Source organism: Streptomyces sp. A3M-1-3 (assembly GCF_024213665.1).
Lineage (GTDB): Bacteria > Actinomycetota > Actinomycetes > Streptomycetales > Streptomycetaceae > Streptomyces.
This window is the reverse complement of sequence record NZ_JANAVP010000042.1, coordinates 21889-35897: the sequence shown is the minus strand read 5'-3', so window position 1 is coordinate 35897 and position 14009 is coordinate 21889. Positions and strand designations below refer to the sequence as shown.

The 14009-nt window shown below is 66.9% G+C and carries 14 protein-coding genes; 4 read left to right on the top strand and 10 right to left on the bottom strand.

The features are described 5' to 3' along the window. Positions 1 to 75: 75 nt before the first annotated feature. Positions 76 to 264: a hypothetical protein gene (locus NLX86_RS31685; protein ID WP_254375263.1), complete on the bottom strand. Its 189-nt coding sequence runs from the start codon at positions 262 to 264 to the stop codon at positions 76 to 78. A gap of 392 nt (positions 265 to 656) precedes the next feature. Between NLX86_RS31685 and NLX86_RS31680 the strand changes: the two genes are divergently transcribed. From NLX86_RS31680 to NLX86_RS31670, 3 genes are read left to right on the top strand one after another with little or no spacing between them, the layout of a single operon-like run. Continuing rightward, a complete protein-coding gene (locus tag NLX86_RS31680; RefSeq protein ID WP_254375262.1) occupies positions 657 to 1019 on the top strand; it encodes a hypothetical protein in 363 nt (120 codons plus the stop codon). A gap of 14 nt (positions 1020 to 1033) precedes the next feature. Next, positions 1034 to 1939 carry a hypothetical protein gene (locus NLX86_RS31675; RefSeq protein ID WP_254375261.1) on the top strand — a complete coding sequence of 302 codons (906 nt, stop codon included), beginning with the start codon at positions 1034 to 1036 and terminating at the stop codon, positions 1937 to 1939. 5 nt (positions 1940 to 1944) lie between these two features. Beyond that, the gene (locus NLX86_RS31670) at positions 1945 to 2511 is read left to right on the top strand and encodes a hypothetical protein (protein WP_254375260.1); all 567 of its coding nucleotides are present in this window, start codon (positions 1945 to 1947) and stop codon (positions 2509 to 2511) included. Between the two features lie 185 nt (positions 2512 to 2696). Here the strand turns inward: NLX86_RS31670 and NLX86_RS31665 are convergent, their stop codons facing one another. Then, positions 2697 to 2933, bottom strand: a complete 237-nt coding sequence (locus NLX86_RS31665; protein ID WP_254375259.1) for a GntR family transcriptional regulator — start codon at positions 2931 to 2933, stop codon at positions 2697 to 2699. A 123-nt stretch (positions 2934 to 3056) separates the two neighbouring features. On the opposite strand from NLX86_RS31665, the gene NLX86_RS31660 reads away from it, so the two are divergent. Then, entirely contained in the window at positions 3057 to 3353 is a 297-nt protein-coding gene (locus NLX86_RS31660; RefSeq protein ID WP_254375258.1) for a hypothetical protein, read from the top strand. 274 nt (positions 3354 to 3627) lie between these two features. Here the strand turns inward: NLX86_RS31660 and NLX86_RS31655 are convergent, their stop codons facing one another. The 8 genes from NLX86_RS31655 to NLX86_RS31620 all read right to left on the bottom strand — a co-directional run. Beyond that, entirely contained in the window at positions 3628 to 4275 is a 648-nt protein-coding gene (locus tag NLX86_RS31655) for a hypothetical protein (RefSeq protein WP_254375257.1), read from the bottom strand. 1 nt (position 4276) lies between these two features. After that, entirely contained in the window at positions 4277 to 6589 is a 2313-nt protein-coding gene (locus NLX86_RS31650; RefSeq protein WP_254375256.1) for a DUF6571 family protein, read from the bottom strand. Positions 6590 to 6600: 11 nt separating this feature from the next. Further along, positions 6601 to 7023 (bottom strand): hypothetical protein, encoded by a 423-nt coding sequence (locus tag NLX86_RS31645; protein WP_254375255.1) that lies wholly within the window; start codon positions 7021 to 7023, stop codon positions 6601 to 6603. Positions 7024 to 7102: 79 nt separating this feature from the next. Then, positions 7103 to 8437 carry a type VII secretion-associated serine protease mycosin gene (gene mycP / locus NLX86_RS31640; protein ID WP_254375254.1) on the bottom strand — a complete coding sequence of 445 codons (1335 nt, stop codon included), beginning with the start codon at positions 8435 to 8437 and terminating at the stop codon, positions 7103 to 7105. Between the two features lie 31 nt (positions 8438 to 8468). Continuing rightward, positions 8469 to 9941, bottom strand: coding sequence for a WXG100 family type VII secretion target (locus NLX86_RS31635; RefSeq protein ID WP_254375253.1), 1473 nt, complete (start codon positions 9939 to 9941; stop codon positions 8469 to 8471). Positions 9942 to 10012: 71 nt separating this feature from the next. After that, positions 10013 to 10534, bottom strand: coding sequence for a hypothetical protein (locus NLX86_RS31630; RefSeq protein ID WP_254375252.1), 522 nt, complete (start codon positions 10532 to 10534; stop codon positions 10013 to 10015). 98 nt (positions 10535 to 10632) lie between these two features. Further along, the gene (locus NLX86_RS31625; protein WP_254375282.1) at positions 10633 to 12912 is read right to left on the bottom strand and encodes a xanthine dehydrogenase family protein molybdopterin-binding subunit; all 2280 of its coding nucleotides are present in this window, start codon (positions 12910 to 12912) and stop codon (positions 10633 to 10635) included. A gap of 98 nt (positions 12913 to 13010) precedes the next feature. Continuing rightward, positions 13011 to 14009: 2Fe-2S iron-sulfur cluster-binding protein (locus tag NLX86_RS31620; protein ID WP_254375251.1), on the bottom strand; the 999-nt coding region annotated here is incomplete at its 5' end.

Here is a 14009-nt window from a genome sequence, read left to right as displayed (position 1 = left end):
GCCCAGAGACTCTGGCCCACTCCACGAGTGGCTGCCAACGCCGATGAGTCTCGGGGCTCTGTTGTCTGCGCTGGCTCAGGCGCCGCCGGCCGCGTTCTTGACCAGCTCCGGGTACGAATAGCTCTCGGTGTGAGGGAGCTCCTTGTAACCTCCCTTGCCTTCCAGCTCTGCCAGGGAGTTACGCTGGCTCGCGGCAGGCCACGAATCAAACCCGTCGGGCACGTTGTACTCCTGCACCGTCGTGACAACCCTGATGACTCGCATGGTTACCCCCTCCGTCGTTGGTGCGCTCGTGGTAGCGACGCGCGTTCTGCGCTAGCTGTGCGTCTCGCGCACACGTGTTAGGAGCGCGTGAGCGCGTCTCTCGGCTCCCAGCAGAGAAACCGGCCTCGACGGAGCCTCCTGGCGGCGGAGCCGATGTCGGCGCTCCCGAGCTCAAGACCAACAGCGAGCCCTGGGCCACCAAATCGATCCAAACTGAGTTACGCGTACTCATTTCGCACACGCACACATGCTCATCTGCGATCCCAGCCCCCGCTCGAGCGCCCCCCTGTTGCTAGGTTCACGGGAGCGATAAGGCAACAACGGGGAGTAAACGCACGGCGCTCAATGGGAATTGGGAGGAGCTGTTCGGTGGGGAGGGCTCCAGAACGGGCATGACCCTGGCGTCCGCGGACGGTGCGGGAGGCGGCGGTAAAGGCGGTCCCGACCTCAAGGCCGACCAGGCCCCTTGGGCCAGTGCCGGCGGTGTCGCGGGCGCCTTGCGGACCGCCACCGCCCTGACCGAGCTTGAAACATCGGGCGAAGGTGTCGCGGGCGGCACGGAGGGCTTCACCGCCACGGCCGCCGTGACGGAGGTTCGCACCGGCTGGAAGGACCGACTCACCTCTGTGCGTGACGAATGCGCGCGGCTTGAGGGCGCCCTCCGGAGCGCGGGCAAGGACTTCGGCGAGCGAGAGACCGCGACCAGGCAGAAGATCAAGGCAGCCATGCCTCAGCAGCCGAAGAACCGGGGCTGATCCTTCATGCCCACATGGCAGCAACTGCGGGATGTGAAGCTCTCAGAGTACGAGGACGATGCGGACGGCTGGGGCAAGGTCAGCTCCAGCGCGAACAGTGCCAAGGACCGCGTCGACAACGAGATGCTCGCCAAGATTCGCGAACCCAGAAGGGCGAGACCGCCACCAAGGCCACTGCGGACCTGGCACGGCTCAGCCGCAACTACCAGTACATCCACACCGAGTGCGGGCTGATCCGTACCTCGCTGAACGGCCTTGCCGCCGAACTCGCCGCCCCGCAGAAGAAGCTGAAGCAGGCGCTGGAGGACGCCGAGAACCTGAAGTTCACCGTCCACCCCGACGGATCCCTCGAGTACCCCGTCTCCCCGTCCTTCGTGCAGGTGCCTGCCTCCGGCACCGGCACCGCCACCCCCGGCGCCGCTGTCCCCCTCCTGCCCGGCGCCGGCGAGGGCGGCGCCGACCCCAACAAGGGCAAGGCAGAGGACATCGCCGAACGCATAGCGGACGCGATCCGGGAAGCCAACGAGATCGACGGCCGGTACGCGGGCGTCCTGCGCAAACTCAAGACCACCTCCGGTCTGGTCGTCGACGACAAAATGCTCGCGGATGCCGCCCAGGACACCAAGAACGTCCAGCAGGCAGCCGGCAAGTACGCCGACGACAACAAGATCCCGAAGGACAAGTCCCCGGCCGAGAACGCCGCGTGGTGGAAGGGCCTGCCCCAGGAACAGCGCGACGAATACGCCACCCTCTACCCCGCCTCCATCGGCGCCCTCGACGGCCTCCCCTCCACCGTCCGTGACGATGCCAACCGCATGGTCCTGGCCGAGACCCGCGCGCAGACCCAACTGAACCTCAACGCAGTCGGCCCGGAACCGGAGATCACCGTGGGCCAATACGACGATGTGACATCGGGATGAGCCAAATGGCAGCAGCCAAGCACGACGCAGGACGAGTCACCGAACGGCTCGGCGCCCTCGCGGCCACCGCCCTCCTTTTCGCGACAGGATGCACAACCATGAGCAACGGCGGTCTGGACTACGAACCGCAGAGGCTGTCGGTCTCCGATGCCAAGGACCTGGTACGCCGCCAATCCAGCACCATCTTCGAAGCGTCCGGCCTGCGGGAGGCCAACAATGGAGCTCCGGACGCCGCCCCTTGCGAAGGTGTGGACAACGGTTTCCGGGTCCGCCACTTCTGGTCCATGTACGGCCCCTCTGCCGACAGCCTGAAGCAGGCCATGGACAAGCTGCACAAGGACTTGCCCGCCAAGGGGTGGAAGGTCTACCGCTTCGAGCCCGCCAAGTCCGAGGCCAAGCAGCTCCAGCTCGACGTCGAGCACGAGAAGGACCACCACACTGTCCAGATCGAGCTGCTGCTGCCCTCGACGTACGAGAACCCCTCCAAGTGGGAGAAGCAGTACCGTGACAGTCTGTCAGTCTCGCTGACGTCTCCCTGCTACGTCGACCCGGAGTGCAAGGTCGGGGACTAGCCAGCACGGCGCGAACAAACGCGAACGAAGATGAACCGAAGAGCTTCTGCCAGCAGCGACAGACCTGCAAAGCGAGTTACGCCGGTTCGATTCGGGTCACGGCCTCCAAGCACGCCCTGACGCGCAGTTCAGATGCTCATCCCCGGCTCCGCGAATATCCACTCGATGAAGCTGGGGCAGTCACCTCACGGCTTCTGCGCCACGAACGATCCGAGCCCGACCTCGGTGCGGATGAGCCCCTCTGACTTGAGATGGGTCAACGCCTTCTGGGCGGTAGAAGCAGCGATACCGAACTCGGTGGACAGCTCCACGACGCTCGGGACCTTGGCGCCCACCGGGTACGAGCCATCATCGATGCGGGCAACAATCACGGCTGCCACCTGTCGCCAGACAGGGCGCGTGCGGTCAAGATCCTCACTCATGCAGTTGACGCTAGGGACCCGACATCTATCGCGCGACCGCAGTAGACTGCGGTAGACCGACGAACCCCCATGACCGTGCGACCGGCCCGAGGGTATGGCCACCAGCAACAAGGAGCTGATGACGTGAGCCAGATCAACCATCTTCGACTGCTGCCCTGGAGTGGGGCGGATGGGCAACCCGCCCATCTCGTCACCGACGGCAGGGGGAGCTTCCTGTCCCGCCTTGCTGATCAGATGGAAGCCACACAGCTTGAGACGGGAACGCAAGTTCTCAAGCTCTCCCGCGCCATGCTCGCGAGCATCGAAACGCCCACCTCGGATGAGTTGTTCTACGTGACCCATAGGCTCGCGGAATGCCTGACCGACGCGCTCCGCGTCGCAGAAATCCGCGGCCAGCGCATTACAGGGTACGAGGGCTGACAGCACCGGGGAGAACATAACCGTCTGCCGGGGTGTGCGCGCCAACAGCGCGTTCGCCAACCGCGGCTTCGCCGCAGCCCCGCGGCCACCGGGACGCCGGCGCCAAGCCAGTTCAGGACGCGGGCGCCTGCGACTGGCACGACCCACTGTGCGGCGGCGATGGCGGCAACGTCTGGCTCGCCTCCTCTTCCGGCCTTCCACGCCGGAGTCGTATGTGACTGTCCCGACGTCCGACGGAGAGCCCGACTGCCATACCAATTACCGATGAGGCAATTCAGGTAGTCGGGCGAGGAACACCATTCGCCAGTTGGGTGTCCTGGCAGCCAAGATCGGCGGCGACCTTGCGCGCGGCGGCGTTGGCCAAGGTGATCTGGTGCGCCCTGATGTCCTTCGGGGGGGCCTCGATTCTGTCCGACCGTTGGAGCTCCGCAGAGATGATGATCTCGTGAGCGGGGGCCTTCATGCGGCACTTGAAGAAGACCTTCGCGACCCCGTCAGACGATGACGCGCTCTCACCAGAGGAGAAGTAAGTGACGGTCTCCTCGAGCCGGGCATCCCGCTCCGGAACGCCCAAAGCCTCACGGAACTCGATGCGGAGGCCGCTCTTCCCGTCCTCGGTCGGCAGCAGCCAGCAGAAGGCGATGCCCTGCATGCGCGTCTTCCCGCTCTGCTCTATGAGGGCGGCCTCGCGGAGGGCCTTGAGTACCTCGTCCGGCTCAGAAAGGTCACTCGTGAAATTCCCGTCACCGGCGATGGCCTTGAGTGCGGTGGAGGACGGGGCATCCTTCGCAAAGCCCCCGCAGACGACGTCGGCCGGCGTGCCCTGATCTTCTTCCCCGCCGCTGCTGTCGGAGGAACAGCCTGCAGTCACCGCCATAAAGACGACGGCGGACACCATCACCTTTCTCAGCGTGGTCTGCATGTCACTTCTTCTCGTAGGGGTCGGGGAGTGAATTGTCCCGTGCATGCATGCGCGCGTTCCTGACGTTTTCGACCAGTTGCTCGTCAAGGTAGTTGGCGTCCTTCTCACTCCATCCCGGAGCGTTGGCGTAGGCCTTGCCCGGCAACAAGGCATTCTCCTTACCCATGGCCAGCGCCTCGTCCGACAGCTCGTCGGACTTCTTCTTGAGGAGTTCATCCTTCTCGTACTTCTCCGCGATGTCATCGGCCTCCATGCCGAGGAACGTCACCACGGCGCCACCCGCGGTCTCCGCGGCCAGCGGCACGAGTACAGCGCCCGCCCCACCCGTGAGGGCAGCCACACCACCGGTGACCACCACGCCCGTGCCGAACTTGACCCACTCCGTGGTCTTACCCACCGCCTTCTTGTGTTCCTCGGAGTCCTTCTCGTAATCCGCGTCGATCTGTGCCATTCGCGACTGATCCATGATTCCCTGCGCCTCCGCGCCGATCCGCAGGGTGGTCCTGGCGTCGGTCAGGTTTCTGTCATCCCGGAGATCCGAACCGGGCTTCGGACCGACATCGTCCAAGACGCTCGTCGTGTACAGCATCTGGGCCGCCGACAGCTGGCCGTGACCGGTATCGCTCTGCGACACGATTCCCATGAAGTTGACCGCGTCACCTCGGTTCCACAGCAGCTCGGTGTCGAACTTGTCGCCGAGCTTCGACGTGCCGTCGTTGTTGTTGTACCCGAAGGGCGAGTTTCTCTTCTCCTCCATGATGGTGTCACTGTCCTGCTCCAGGGAGCGGTCGAGTTCGTCGATGTACGCCGCGCCCATCTTGCCGAGGCTGTCGTCGATGCCCGGCTGCTCGTGCATGTGCTTCGGGTCGCTGCCGTAGTACTCGACGACCTTCTGCATGACCTCGGCATTCCCGGCCGTACGCACGTCCTTCAGGCCGGGCGACGCGTCGTAGGCGTGGCCCGTCGTGGCGGACTCCAGCGCATGGCCCAGAGCGTTGTAGCCCGGCTCCTTGCTCATGACGCCCTTGTCGTTGAGCTCCTCTGGCCAGTCACGGTCTTTGGAGAAGTAGTCGAACACGTTGAGCTTCTTGTCGTCCTTGTCGTTCTCCGGCGTGAGGTCGATGTCGCTGTTGAAGAACTCGGTCGATGCCTTCGGGTTGTGACCGAGCGCCTCCATGTATCCGACCATCGGGTCCTGGCCCAGGCCACCGCCCTGCCAGTTGAGGTGGTTCTGCTGCGACTGGAACCAGGCCCTGCCGGGCGCATGGGAACCATTGTGCGTGATCTTCTGCTCAGTCACGACCAGCGCATTGCCGTAATTGCGCAGGAACTTGTCGTCGTAGTCCCCGACGCGCATCAGGTTGCTCATGACCTGGAAGCCGTACGGGGACGTACCCCTCGTGCGGATCGGGTCGTCTCCCGCCTTGATCAGGTCAGTTTTCCACTGATCCATCTCAGGGCTGGTGGAGTGTGTAGCCGAAGCCAGAGTCAGACTCCAGTTCTTCTGGAGCTCGCTCAGCCTGTCCTTGTGGTCAATACCGAGGCGCGACCCGTCGCGCGGATCACCCATGTCTGCCCAGTACTCCAAGCTCCCCTTCGGACCCACTGCGAGGGCGAATTGCTCGGCGAAGTACGGGTCGTCCTTGTTGTCCTTGAAGTACTTGTTCAGCCGGTCGATCTCCGCCGGAGTGGCGTCGTCCCCCTTCTTGACGATCTTCGCCGCATCCTTGGCGTCCTCAGCATCCTGAGCCTTCGCCGCATCCTTGAGGGAGTTGTACTCGGTGCCGGAAAAGTTGTTCTCGTCCGTGCCAACTACGGAACGCAGAGCCCGATTTGCCACATCATCGGCGTCATTCGCTTTATCAATTGCAGACTTGATGGCGGATCTCATCGCGTCAAAGTCTGCCTGCTCAGGCTTGGGGCCGTCGTAGTCCTTACTCCTGCGATCGGGATGTACGAGGTAGCTGACGACACCGTTGGCGTCGATTCGGATTCCCCTGCCTGGCGCCTCTTGGACCAGCACCTCAAGGGATTCCTTTGCCGATTTGAATTCAGACAGCGCATCCCGAAGAACTTTCTGGATACTGTCCGCCACTTTGGCGGCGTCTCCGAACTCCTTGGCCGTCTTTTTCACGAACGGGCGGGTTACGCCTGCGTTCTCCCCCTGCCAGTCGGCCTTGTCGGCCTTCGCGCGGAGCCCGTTCTCCGCCTTCTCCTCCAGCTTCGCCAGCCTGTCGTACGTCTCCCCCCAGTCCGTGACAGCTTCCTTCAGGCTCCCGAGCCGAACGTGAAGGACCTGGTCAAACGTCAGCATCTGCGCGCCCCTCAGCTGAAGTGCTCGGAAATCTTGGACATGGCAAAGTTGGTTACGAGCACTTCTTCGTGATTGGTATGGCTGAGGACTGTGTCTTCTAGGTGATTGTGGATGTGCGCGCATGCACTCAAGAGCGTTTCGGACTGCGTACGCCACTTGTCCCAGGCAGTCCACATGCCCGAACCCGTCTTGAAGCCATCCGCATCAAGGCTCGTCGAAGCAGTGCCTGTCTGGGCCCCTGCATGGAAGGCTGCGACTTCTAGGCCGTGGTAAAGCTCCTGAGCTTCATTGCCGATGGCCTTCAATTCCTTCGACGTGACCTTGTAATCCGACGCAACCCCGCCGCCCTCTGCCGGCAATTGGTTGAGTCGCATGCTGGTGGTCTGCTGCACCGCACCGGATCGTGCGCTTGCCCATTCTTCATCGAACGCCATGGTTCCCCTTCTACGGAATACGGGTCACTACCGGGGTTGAGGCTGGCCGTGGGTGGTGGTCCCTACTTCTGGGCTCAACTCATCCCGCGTGGCCGGTTCCGGGCGGCGCCGGGGGGTAAGCCCGGTTCGGGTCCTGACTGGTCGGCGGTGGGCCGTAGGCCGGGTGCTGGTGGTGTGGGGTGGGAGCCGCTGGAAGCGCCGTGTTGCGACGCCGGGAGCGGACGGCCGGGACGGCGACTGCTGCGCCGATGAGGGCCGCCGCGCCGACCCCGATTGCGATCCAGACGCCGGTGTTGCTGTCGTCGCTCGACGAGGAGGCTGCGGTAGCCGGCTTGTCGTCCTTCTCAGTGCCGTCCTTGGACTTGGAAGCTTCCGGGGACGGCGACTTGGGTGCGTCGGCCGCGAGGTCCGGGAGGGGGTATTCGTCGGCTGGGCCCGGGTCGCCGGGCGTCTTCAGTGCCCGCAAAGGGCGCACTGCGCCGTAGCCGATGTAGTCGTTGCGCTTCACGCCGTCGGAGGGAGCGCTGATGGTGTTGAGCATGACCCGCAGGACCTGATTGTTCGTCCAGTTGGGGTGCTTCGACCAGATCAGGGCTGCTGCGGCGGAAGCGATAGCGGTGGCGTCACTGCTCCCGCTGGTCTTGCACAGGCCCGTCTCTGACTTGCAGGCATGGACCATCTCTTCTCCGGGGGCGGAGATGTCCACCTGAGGACCGTACTGGGACACCTCGGTCTTGCGTAGATCCTTGCCGATCGCTCCTACGCCCACGACGCCTGGGGTGGCGGAGGGGTAGATGACTTCGTTTGTCGTCTCACCGTCGTTGCCCACGGCAGCGAAGATCAATGAGCCCTTTTCCAGGGCATACTTCGCCGCATCGGTGAGCGACTGCGATGCCCCAGGCCCGCCCATAGAGATGTTGATGACCTTCGCGCCGTTGTCTGCTGCATACCGGATCGCCGTGTTGAGCTCTTCGGCAGACTGAGCTCCATTAACTGCGCCTACCTTTCTCACCCGGATAGGCAGAATCTTCACTCCGGGGGCGAGCCCGAACGCGCCGTCCCCTCCGCCCCTTTGGCCTGTTCCAGCAATGAGTCCAGCCATGCCGGTACCGTGTCCGCTGTAGTCAGTGCGTTCATCGCCTGGCTGGCCCTCGGCCTGGTCCATTCCTTGCAGAACCTGACCTCGAAGGTCGGGGTTGGTTGCCTCGACTCCCGAGTCGATCACGGCAACCGTGACGCCCTTGCCCGTACTGATCTTCCAGATCTCTTCGGCCTTCATAGCATCGAGGTACCACTGATCCGAGCGCACTGAGTCGGCGTACGCCGGTGTGGCCGCGATGCCCACCAGCAGCAGTCCTAGCGCCGCGGAGACGACGGCTCGGCGGCGGCCACTTCGAATACTGCTGGTAGGCATCTGCTTTCCTTTGGCCTGTTTCTGTGAGCGGTCAGTCGATGACGGGGGGGACTACACGTCGGCTGCCCTGCTGCCAGGTCTCTTCGTCCTCCGACAAATAATCCGGGCGCTCGCCGGACCGCTCGTCACGGCGAGAGTTTGCGCCTTGCGTCCCCGGCGGGATCGCTCCGGCTCGGCCGACCTGTCCGGGATAGGTGCCACCGTTCGAGTTCGCGCCGCGAACCAGTCCCGATCCACCAGGCGTGAACGGCCGAGCGCTGTTCTGCCCGGCCTGCCCAGGCCGGCCTCCGACAACTCCGCCCGCCTCGGACGCCAGGCGACGTCCACCGGAGATACCGCTCTGACCGGCACGTCCCACGGGTCCGCCACCGTGTATACCTGGCATGCCTCCGCGGCCCATCGGTCCGCGCGCGGTGGTGCCTTCACTGCCGATCACCGTGCCACGGGGAATCCCGCCGGTAGGGCGGCCCGTGCTTGGCGCGACAGGTCGACCGCCGACAATGCCGCTTTCACGCGGCATCCTCGGGGTGAGGCTGGCCTGTCCGGGCGACACACCTCCCCGCATCCCGGGAACCGCCCTCCCCGGTGCACTGGCAGTCGGCACGCCGGACTTGCCACCGAACGCAGGCGGTATTGCTCCTGGCACAACTGTGCCTGAGCCGTCAGGCTTGCTGACTGGCGGGACGGTGCCGGTTGACGCCGGGGGCGTAGTGTGCACATCGGGCAGCGTGGCCACGCTGTCGATCTCCATGTCCACTGGGCGTTCTACCGGCCGAGCCGTGTGCGTGCCCAGCTCACTCTCACTGCTGGACCGCGACACAGTTTCGGGAGTAGCCGTTCGCCCCTGACTGGGCTCACCATACGCGCCCTCTGCCGCGTACGAGCTGCCGTCCCCCGTTCGGTACACCACCTCAGTGTCGTACCGGCCCTCACCATAGCCCGCAGGCATGACCACCCCAGGCGGCGGCGGAAAGACCGGGCGCTCCAGCTTGTCCATGTTCTGCTGGGAATCCGCGTACGAATCCGCCAGCACCCTCATCCGGTCCGCCGCCGCCAGTTGGGCTGCGTCGGCAGCGGCTGCCTTCGCTTCCGGGGTCGCGTTCTCGTAATCGTGGGGGAGCGTGGACACAGCCTTGCGCCCAATGGGCCCCGAGTCAGGGTCGTTGCGGTACTTCGAGGCCGCTGCGAGGTTTGCCGCTTCCTCCGGCAGTGTCCGGGGGATCGTGGACTTGGCGAGAGCGATCGCATCCGAGGCGGTGGATAGCCACTTCGAAGCGCCCTCGCTGTAGTCGCCCAGCCTCACTGTCGAGCTGTGCAGATCGGCGCCCCACGTCCGGAATGCGTCCGCGCCTTCGCCCTTCCACTCCACCCACTGCGGCCGGACCTTGAGATCCTCGGCGATCTTGTGGATCTCCTTGGCGGCCTTGGCCAGTCTGTCGGCAGCATCCTGCACCGCGCTTGCGTTCGCCGCGTCCAGCCACGCCAGCATCGTCTCGTGGGACATGCCCTCGAACGGAGTTCGTCCCCTGTTACCCATACGCCGTCTCACCCATTCCCCGTGGTCCGCGCCGGTGCTCACTCGTCGAGTCCGCTGCCGGCACCGGCGGTGCCGGCACCCGTGTCGCCGGGCTGCGTGCTGCCCTGGCTCTTCTCCGCCGAGGGGTGGTGCCGCTTGTAGTCGTCCGTCGTGTGCCTGCCGATGGCGGCCATACGCCGACGGATGTCCTCGTCGAGGTTCTCGTAACCGTTGTGGGAGGCCATGACCGCGATACCCATGCCCTCGATGGAGTCCGACAGCAGCTTCGAGAGCTTCTCCAGCTCCTCGATCACCGTCGTGTACGAATCGAACAGCCCGTCCGCCTCGTGCCAGCCGCTTTCGCCGCCCCCGAGCTGGCCTCGGGCCATAGCGCCCTGGCCGACCTTGTTCGGCCCGGCAGGGCCCTCCTTGAGGTCCTTCAGCAGCTGGTCGACGCGGTCCCGGAACTTCGTGAACGACGAAAGTTCGGCGACCATGTCGCCCACGGCGTCCTTGACGAACTCAAATGGGTTGAAGAACCCCGACGACGTGCCCCCTGATCCGCCCTCGCTCGGCAGCACAGCATCCTCCCCGTTTACACAAAGCTTCGGGGATCACTCTAGCCATCGCCAGTGACACTTCGCACCTCTGGGTTGCAGGTGCAATGCGGGTCACACAGTTACGAGTTGGGCACCGCCACCGCCGCCTGCGGTCTTATCGGGAGGCGGTTCACCGGGCGGCCTGTCGCCGCGCGGACTGCCGAGGCCACCGCCGCCGGGGAGGTGACCACCGGGATCGCGCTGGCTGCCTTGGCGCCGAACGGGGCCACCACGTCGCGTTCCTCCACGAGGTTCACGATGCGGATGTCCGGGGCGTCCAGGGAGGTCGGGAGCGCGTAGCCCGTCAGGTCCGGGTGGCGGACGATGCCGCGCATTGTCCGGAGGTTCTCCGTGAGGGCCGTGCCCACGCCCTGGGTGACGCCCGCCTCGATACGGGTGGCCAGCTGGCGCGGGTTGAGTACGCGGCCTACGTCCTGGGCCACCGCCATTTCGACGACCCGTACCGAGCCCAGCTCGATGTCGACGTCGACGACCGCCCGGATCGCGCAGAACGCGAGGCCCACGAAGGCGTCGCCCTGTCCGGCCGCGTCCAGGGGTTCCGTCGGGTGCGGGCGGCATTGGGCCGTGGCCCAGAGTTCCTTGCCGTCCATCGCTTCCGTGACCGTCGTGGAGAGGACTCCGTCGTAGGAGGTGATCTTTCCGTCGGCGATCTGGAGGAGTTCGGTGGACATCCCGAACTTGTGGGCCAGGGGCTGCAGGAGCTGGGTGCGGACCATCTTGGCGGCGCGTTCGACGGCTCCGCCCGAGACCCAGGTGTGCCGGCCGTGCGTCGCCGGGCCGGCCGGCGGCTGGTCCGTGTCGACCGACGCGACATGGACCTCTTCGATGCCCAGGGTCTCCTGGACGATCTGGCGGGCGAGGGTGGAGAAGCCCTGGCCTGTTTCAACTGCCGCGCAGATGACGGTCGCTGCGCCGTTCTGGACTTTGACCGTCGCCGTCGAGACCTCGTCGGTGCCTTCGGCCCCGAGCATGTGGACCATGCCCACCGCGTAGCCGACACCGCGCCGGATCGCGCCGGGCTCGCCGGCCCCCTCCGGGCCTCCCGGCAGCAGCCAGCCCTCCTCCGGGGAGTCCTTGGGGAGGGTGGGCAGCGGGAAGTCCCGTACCGAGCGGAGCAGTTCGGCGACGGGCGCCGGGCAGGTGACCGTCTGGCCGGTGGGGAGCAGGTCGCCGGTCGCGAGCACGTTACGCAGGCGCAGTTCGGCCGGGTCGATGCCGAGCTTGGCCGCCAGCTTGTCCATCTGGCCCTCGTACGCCGCGCAGACCTGCATCGCGCCCTCGCCGCGGACGTGCCCGGAGGGAGGGTTGTTCGTACGGACCGCCCAGCCCTCGATGAAGGCGTGCGGGACGACGTACGGGCCACAGGCGAAGGCGACCGCGGCGGCGAGAGATTCGGAGGACGCGTCGGCGTACGCGCCGGCGTCGAGGAGGATCTGGGCTTCCACCTTCACCAGGCGGCCGTCCGCGTCCGCGTGGTGGCGGTAGCGCAGCAGGGTGGGGTGGCGGTGGGCATGGCCGAGGAAGGACTCCTCGCGGGTCGCGGCCAGCTTCACCGGGCAGCCGGTCTTCAGGGCGAGGAGGCCGAGCGGCAGCTGGAAGCCCGGGTCCTCGCGGTCGCCCGTCGCGCCCGGGACGCCGGTGACGACGACCTTCACCCGGTCCGGTTCGAGGCCGAAGCAGGCCGCGGCGAGGTCGCGGTCGGTGTGCGGGTCGGTGGAGGCCGTGTAGATCTCGACACCGCCGTCGGGGCGCGGTACGGCGAGCCCGGCCTCGGCGCCGATCGGGGCGGGGTCCTGGCGGCCGATCCGGTACAGGCCCTCGACGATGACCTCGCCCGCGACGTCCGGGTCGCCGAAACGCAGCGGGATGTGGCGGATCAGGTTGCCGTCGGGGTGGAGGGGCTCGGCGGCGAAGGCCTTCTCCGGGTCGGTGACCGGTTCGAGGATCTCGTACTCGACGGCGATCGCGGCCGCGGCGAGGCGGGCCGTGTCGGGGTGGTCGGCGGCGACGGCAGCGATCGGCTCGCCGTGGTGCCGGACGAGTTCGGCGGCGAAGACCGGCCGGTCGGCGATCCGCCGCCCGTGCGCGGCGTTGCCCGGTACGTCGGCGTGGGTGACGACCGCCCGTACGCCGGGCATTTCGGCGGCGGCCGTCGTGTCGATCGAGACGATACGGGCATGGGCGTGCGGGGAGCGCAGGACGGCCGCCCACAGCAGCCCCTCGGCCCACAGGTCGGCGGCGTAGGGGAAGGTGCCCTCGGTCTTGGCGCGGGTGTCGGCGGGCGGCAGCGAGGCGCCGAGGCCGTGCGCGGGTGAGTCCAGGCGGTCCTGGCGGTCCAGCCAGTCCCGGCGGTCCTGCCCGTCCTGCCCGTCTTGCCGGGCCTGCCGGGCCTGCCGGTTGCCTTCGACCGCCGGGGTCGCGGTGGCAGCGTCGTTGCTCACGCCATGCCTCCGTCGTGCGGGTGGGTGGGGTGACTGTGCGGGGGCTGTACGCCGCCGGCGCCGGGCGGCGCCTGGTGCGGGATGCGTGCCTCGTCGGCGCCACCGCCCTCGGGTGCGGCGGCGTCCGCCGCGCGCTCGGCGACCACTTCGCGTACGGCGTCGAGTACGCCCCGGTAGCCCGAGCAGCGGCAGAGGTTGCCGCAGAGCGCCTGGCGGGTCTCGAGCTCGGTGGGCGCGTGGTTGCCTTCGAGCAGGTCGTGAACGGTCATGGCCATGCCGGGTACGCAGAAACCGCACTGCACCGCGCCGCAGTTGGCCAGCGCCCGCTGGACGTCGGACGGCTCGCCGTCGGTGGCGAGTCCTTCGACCGTACGGACTTCGGAGCCGGCGGCGATGGCCGCGGGCACGAGGCAGGAGGCGACGAGCCGGCCGTCGACCTGGACGGCGCAGGCACCGCACTCGCCCTGCGAGCAGCCGTCCTTGGCACCGGCGAGGCCGAGGCGCTCGCGCAGGACGTAGAGGAGGGACTCGCCGATCCAGGCATCGGCGACGGGCCGGTCGGCGCCGTTGACGCGCAGGACGTAGGAGGCGTGCGGATGCTCGCTGTGCGTCGCGTGCAGGCCGTCGCCGTCCTCGGCGTCGGTACGCTCGTCGGCCGACGGCTCCGCGCTGGCCGGGTGCTCGCCCCCGCCGCCGTCTGTGTGCGGGTGGCCGCTGTCACCGTCTTCGGCGTACGACTGCTGCTCGCTGTCGGGGCCCTCGCTGTCGGGGTGCCGGCCGCTGTGCGGGGGCCCGCTGCCGTCTTCGGCGTACGGCCGCTTCTCGCCGTCGCGAACCTCGCCGTCGGACCGTCGGCCACCTTGCGGGTGCCCGCTGCCGTCTTCGGCGTACAGCTTCTCGCCGTCGCGAACCTCGCCATCGGGGTGCCGGCCGCTGTGCGGGGGCCCGCTGCCGTCTTCGGCGTACGGCCGCTTCTCGCCGTCGCGAACCTCGCC

Coding starts and splice junctions, on each gene's coding strand:
- NLX86_RS31685 (WP_254375263.1), bottom strand. CDS start 264: ATGCGAGTCATCAGGGTTGTCACGACGGTGCAGGAGTACAACGTGCCC.
- NLX86_RS31680 (WP_254375262.1), top strand. CDS start 657: ATGACCCTGGCGTCCGCGGACGGTGCGGGAGGCGGCGGTAAAGGCGGT.
- NLX86_RS31675 (WP_254375261.1), top strand. CDS start 1,034: ATGGCAGCAACTGCGGGATGTGAAGCTCTCAGAGTACGAGGACGATGC.
- NLX86_RS31670 (WP_254375260.1), top strand. CDS start 1,945: ATGGCAGCAGCCAAGCACGACGCAGGACGAGTCACCGAACGGCTCGGC.
- NLX86_RS31665 (WP_254375259.1), bottom strand. CDS start 2,933: ATGAGTGAGGATCTTGACCGCACGCGCCCTGTCTGGCGACAGGTGGCA.
- NLX86_RS31655 (WP_254375257.1), bottom strand. CDS start 4,275: ATGCAGACCACGCTGAGAAAGGTGATGGTGTCCGCCGTCGTCTTTATG.
- NLX86_RS31650 (WP_254375256.1), bottom strand. CDS start 6,589: ATGCTGACGTTTGACCAGGTCCTTCACGTTCGGCTCGGGAGCCTGAAG.
- NLX86_RS31645 (WP_254375255.1), bottom strand. CDS start 7,023: ATGGCGTTCGATGAAGAATGGGCAAGCGCACGATCCGGTGCGGTGCAG.
- mycP (WP_254375254.1), bottom strand. CDS start 8,437: ATGCCTACCAGCAGTATTCGAAGTGGCCGCCGCCGAGCCGTCGTCTCC.
- NLX86_RS31635 (WP_254375253.1), bottom strand. CDS start 9,941: ATGTCCCACGAGACGATGCTGGCGTGGCTGGACGCGGCGAACGCAAGC.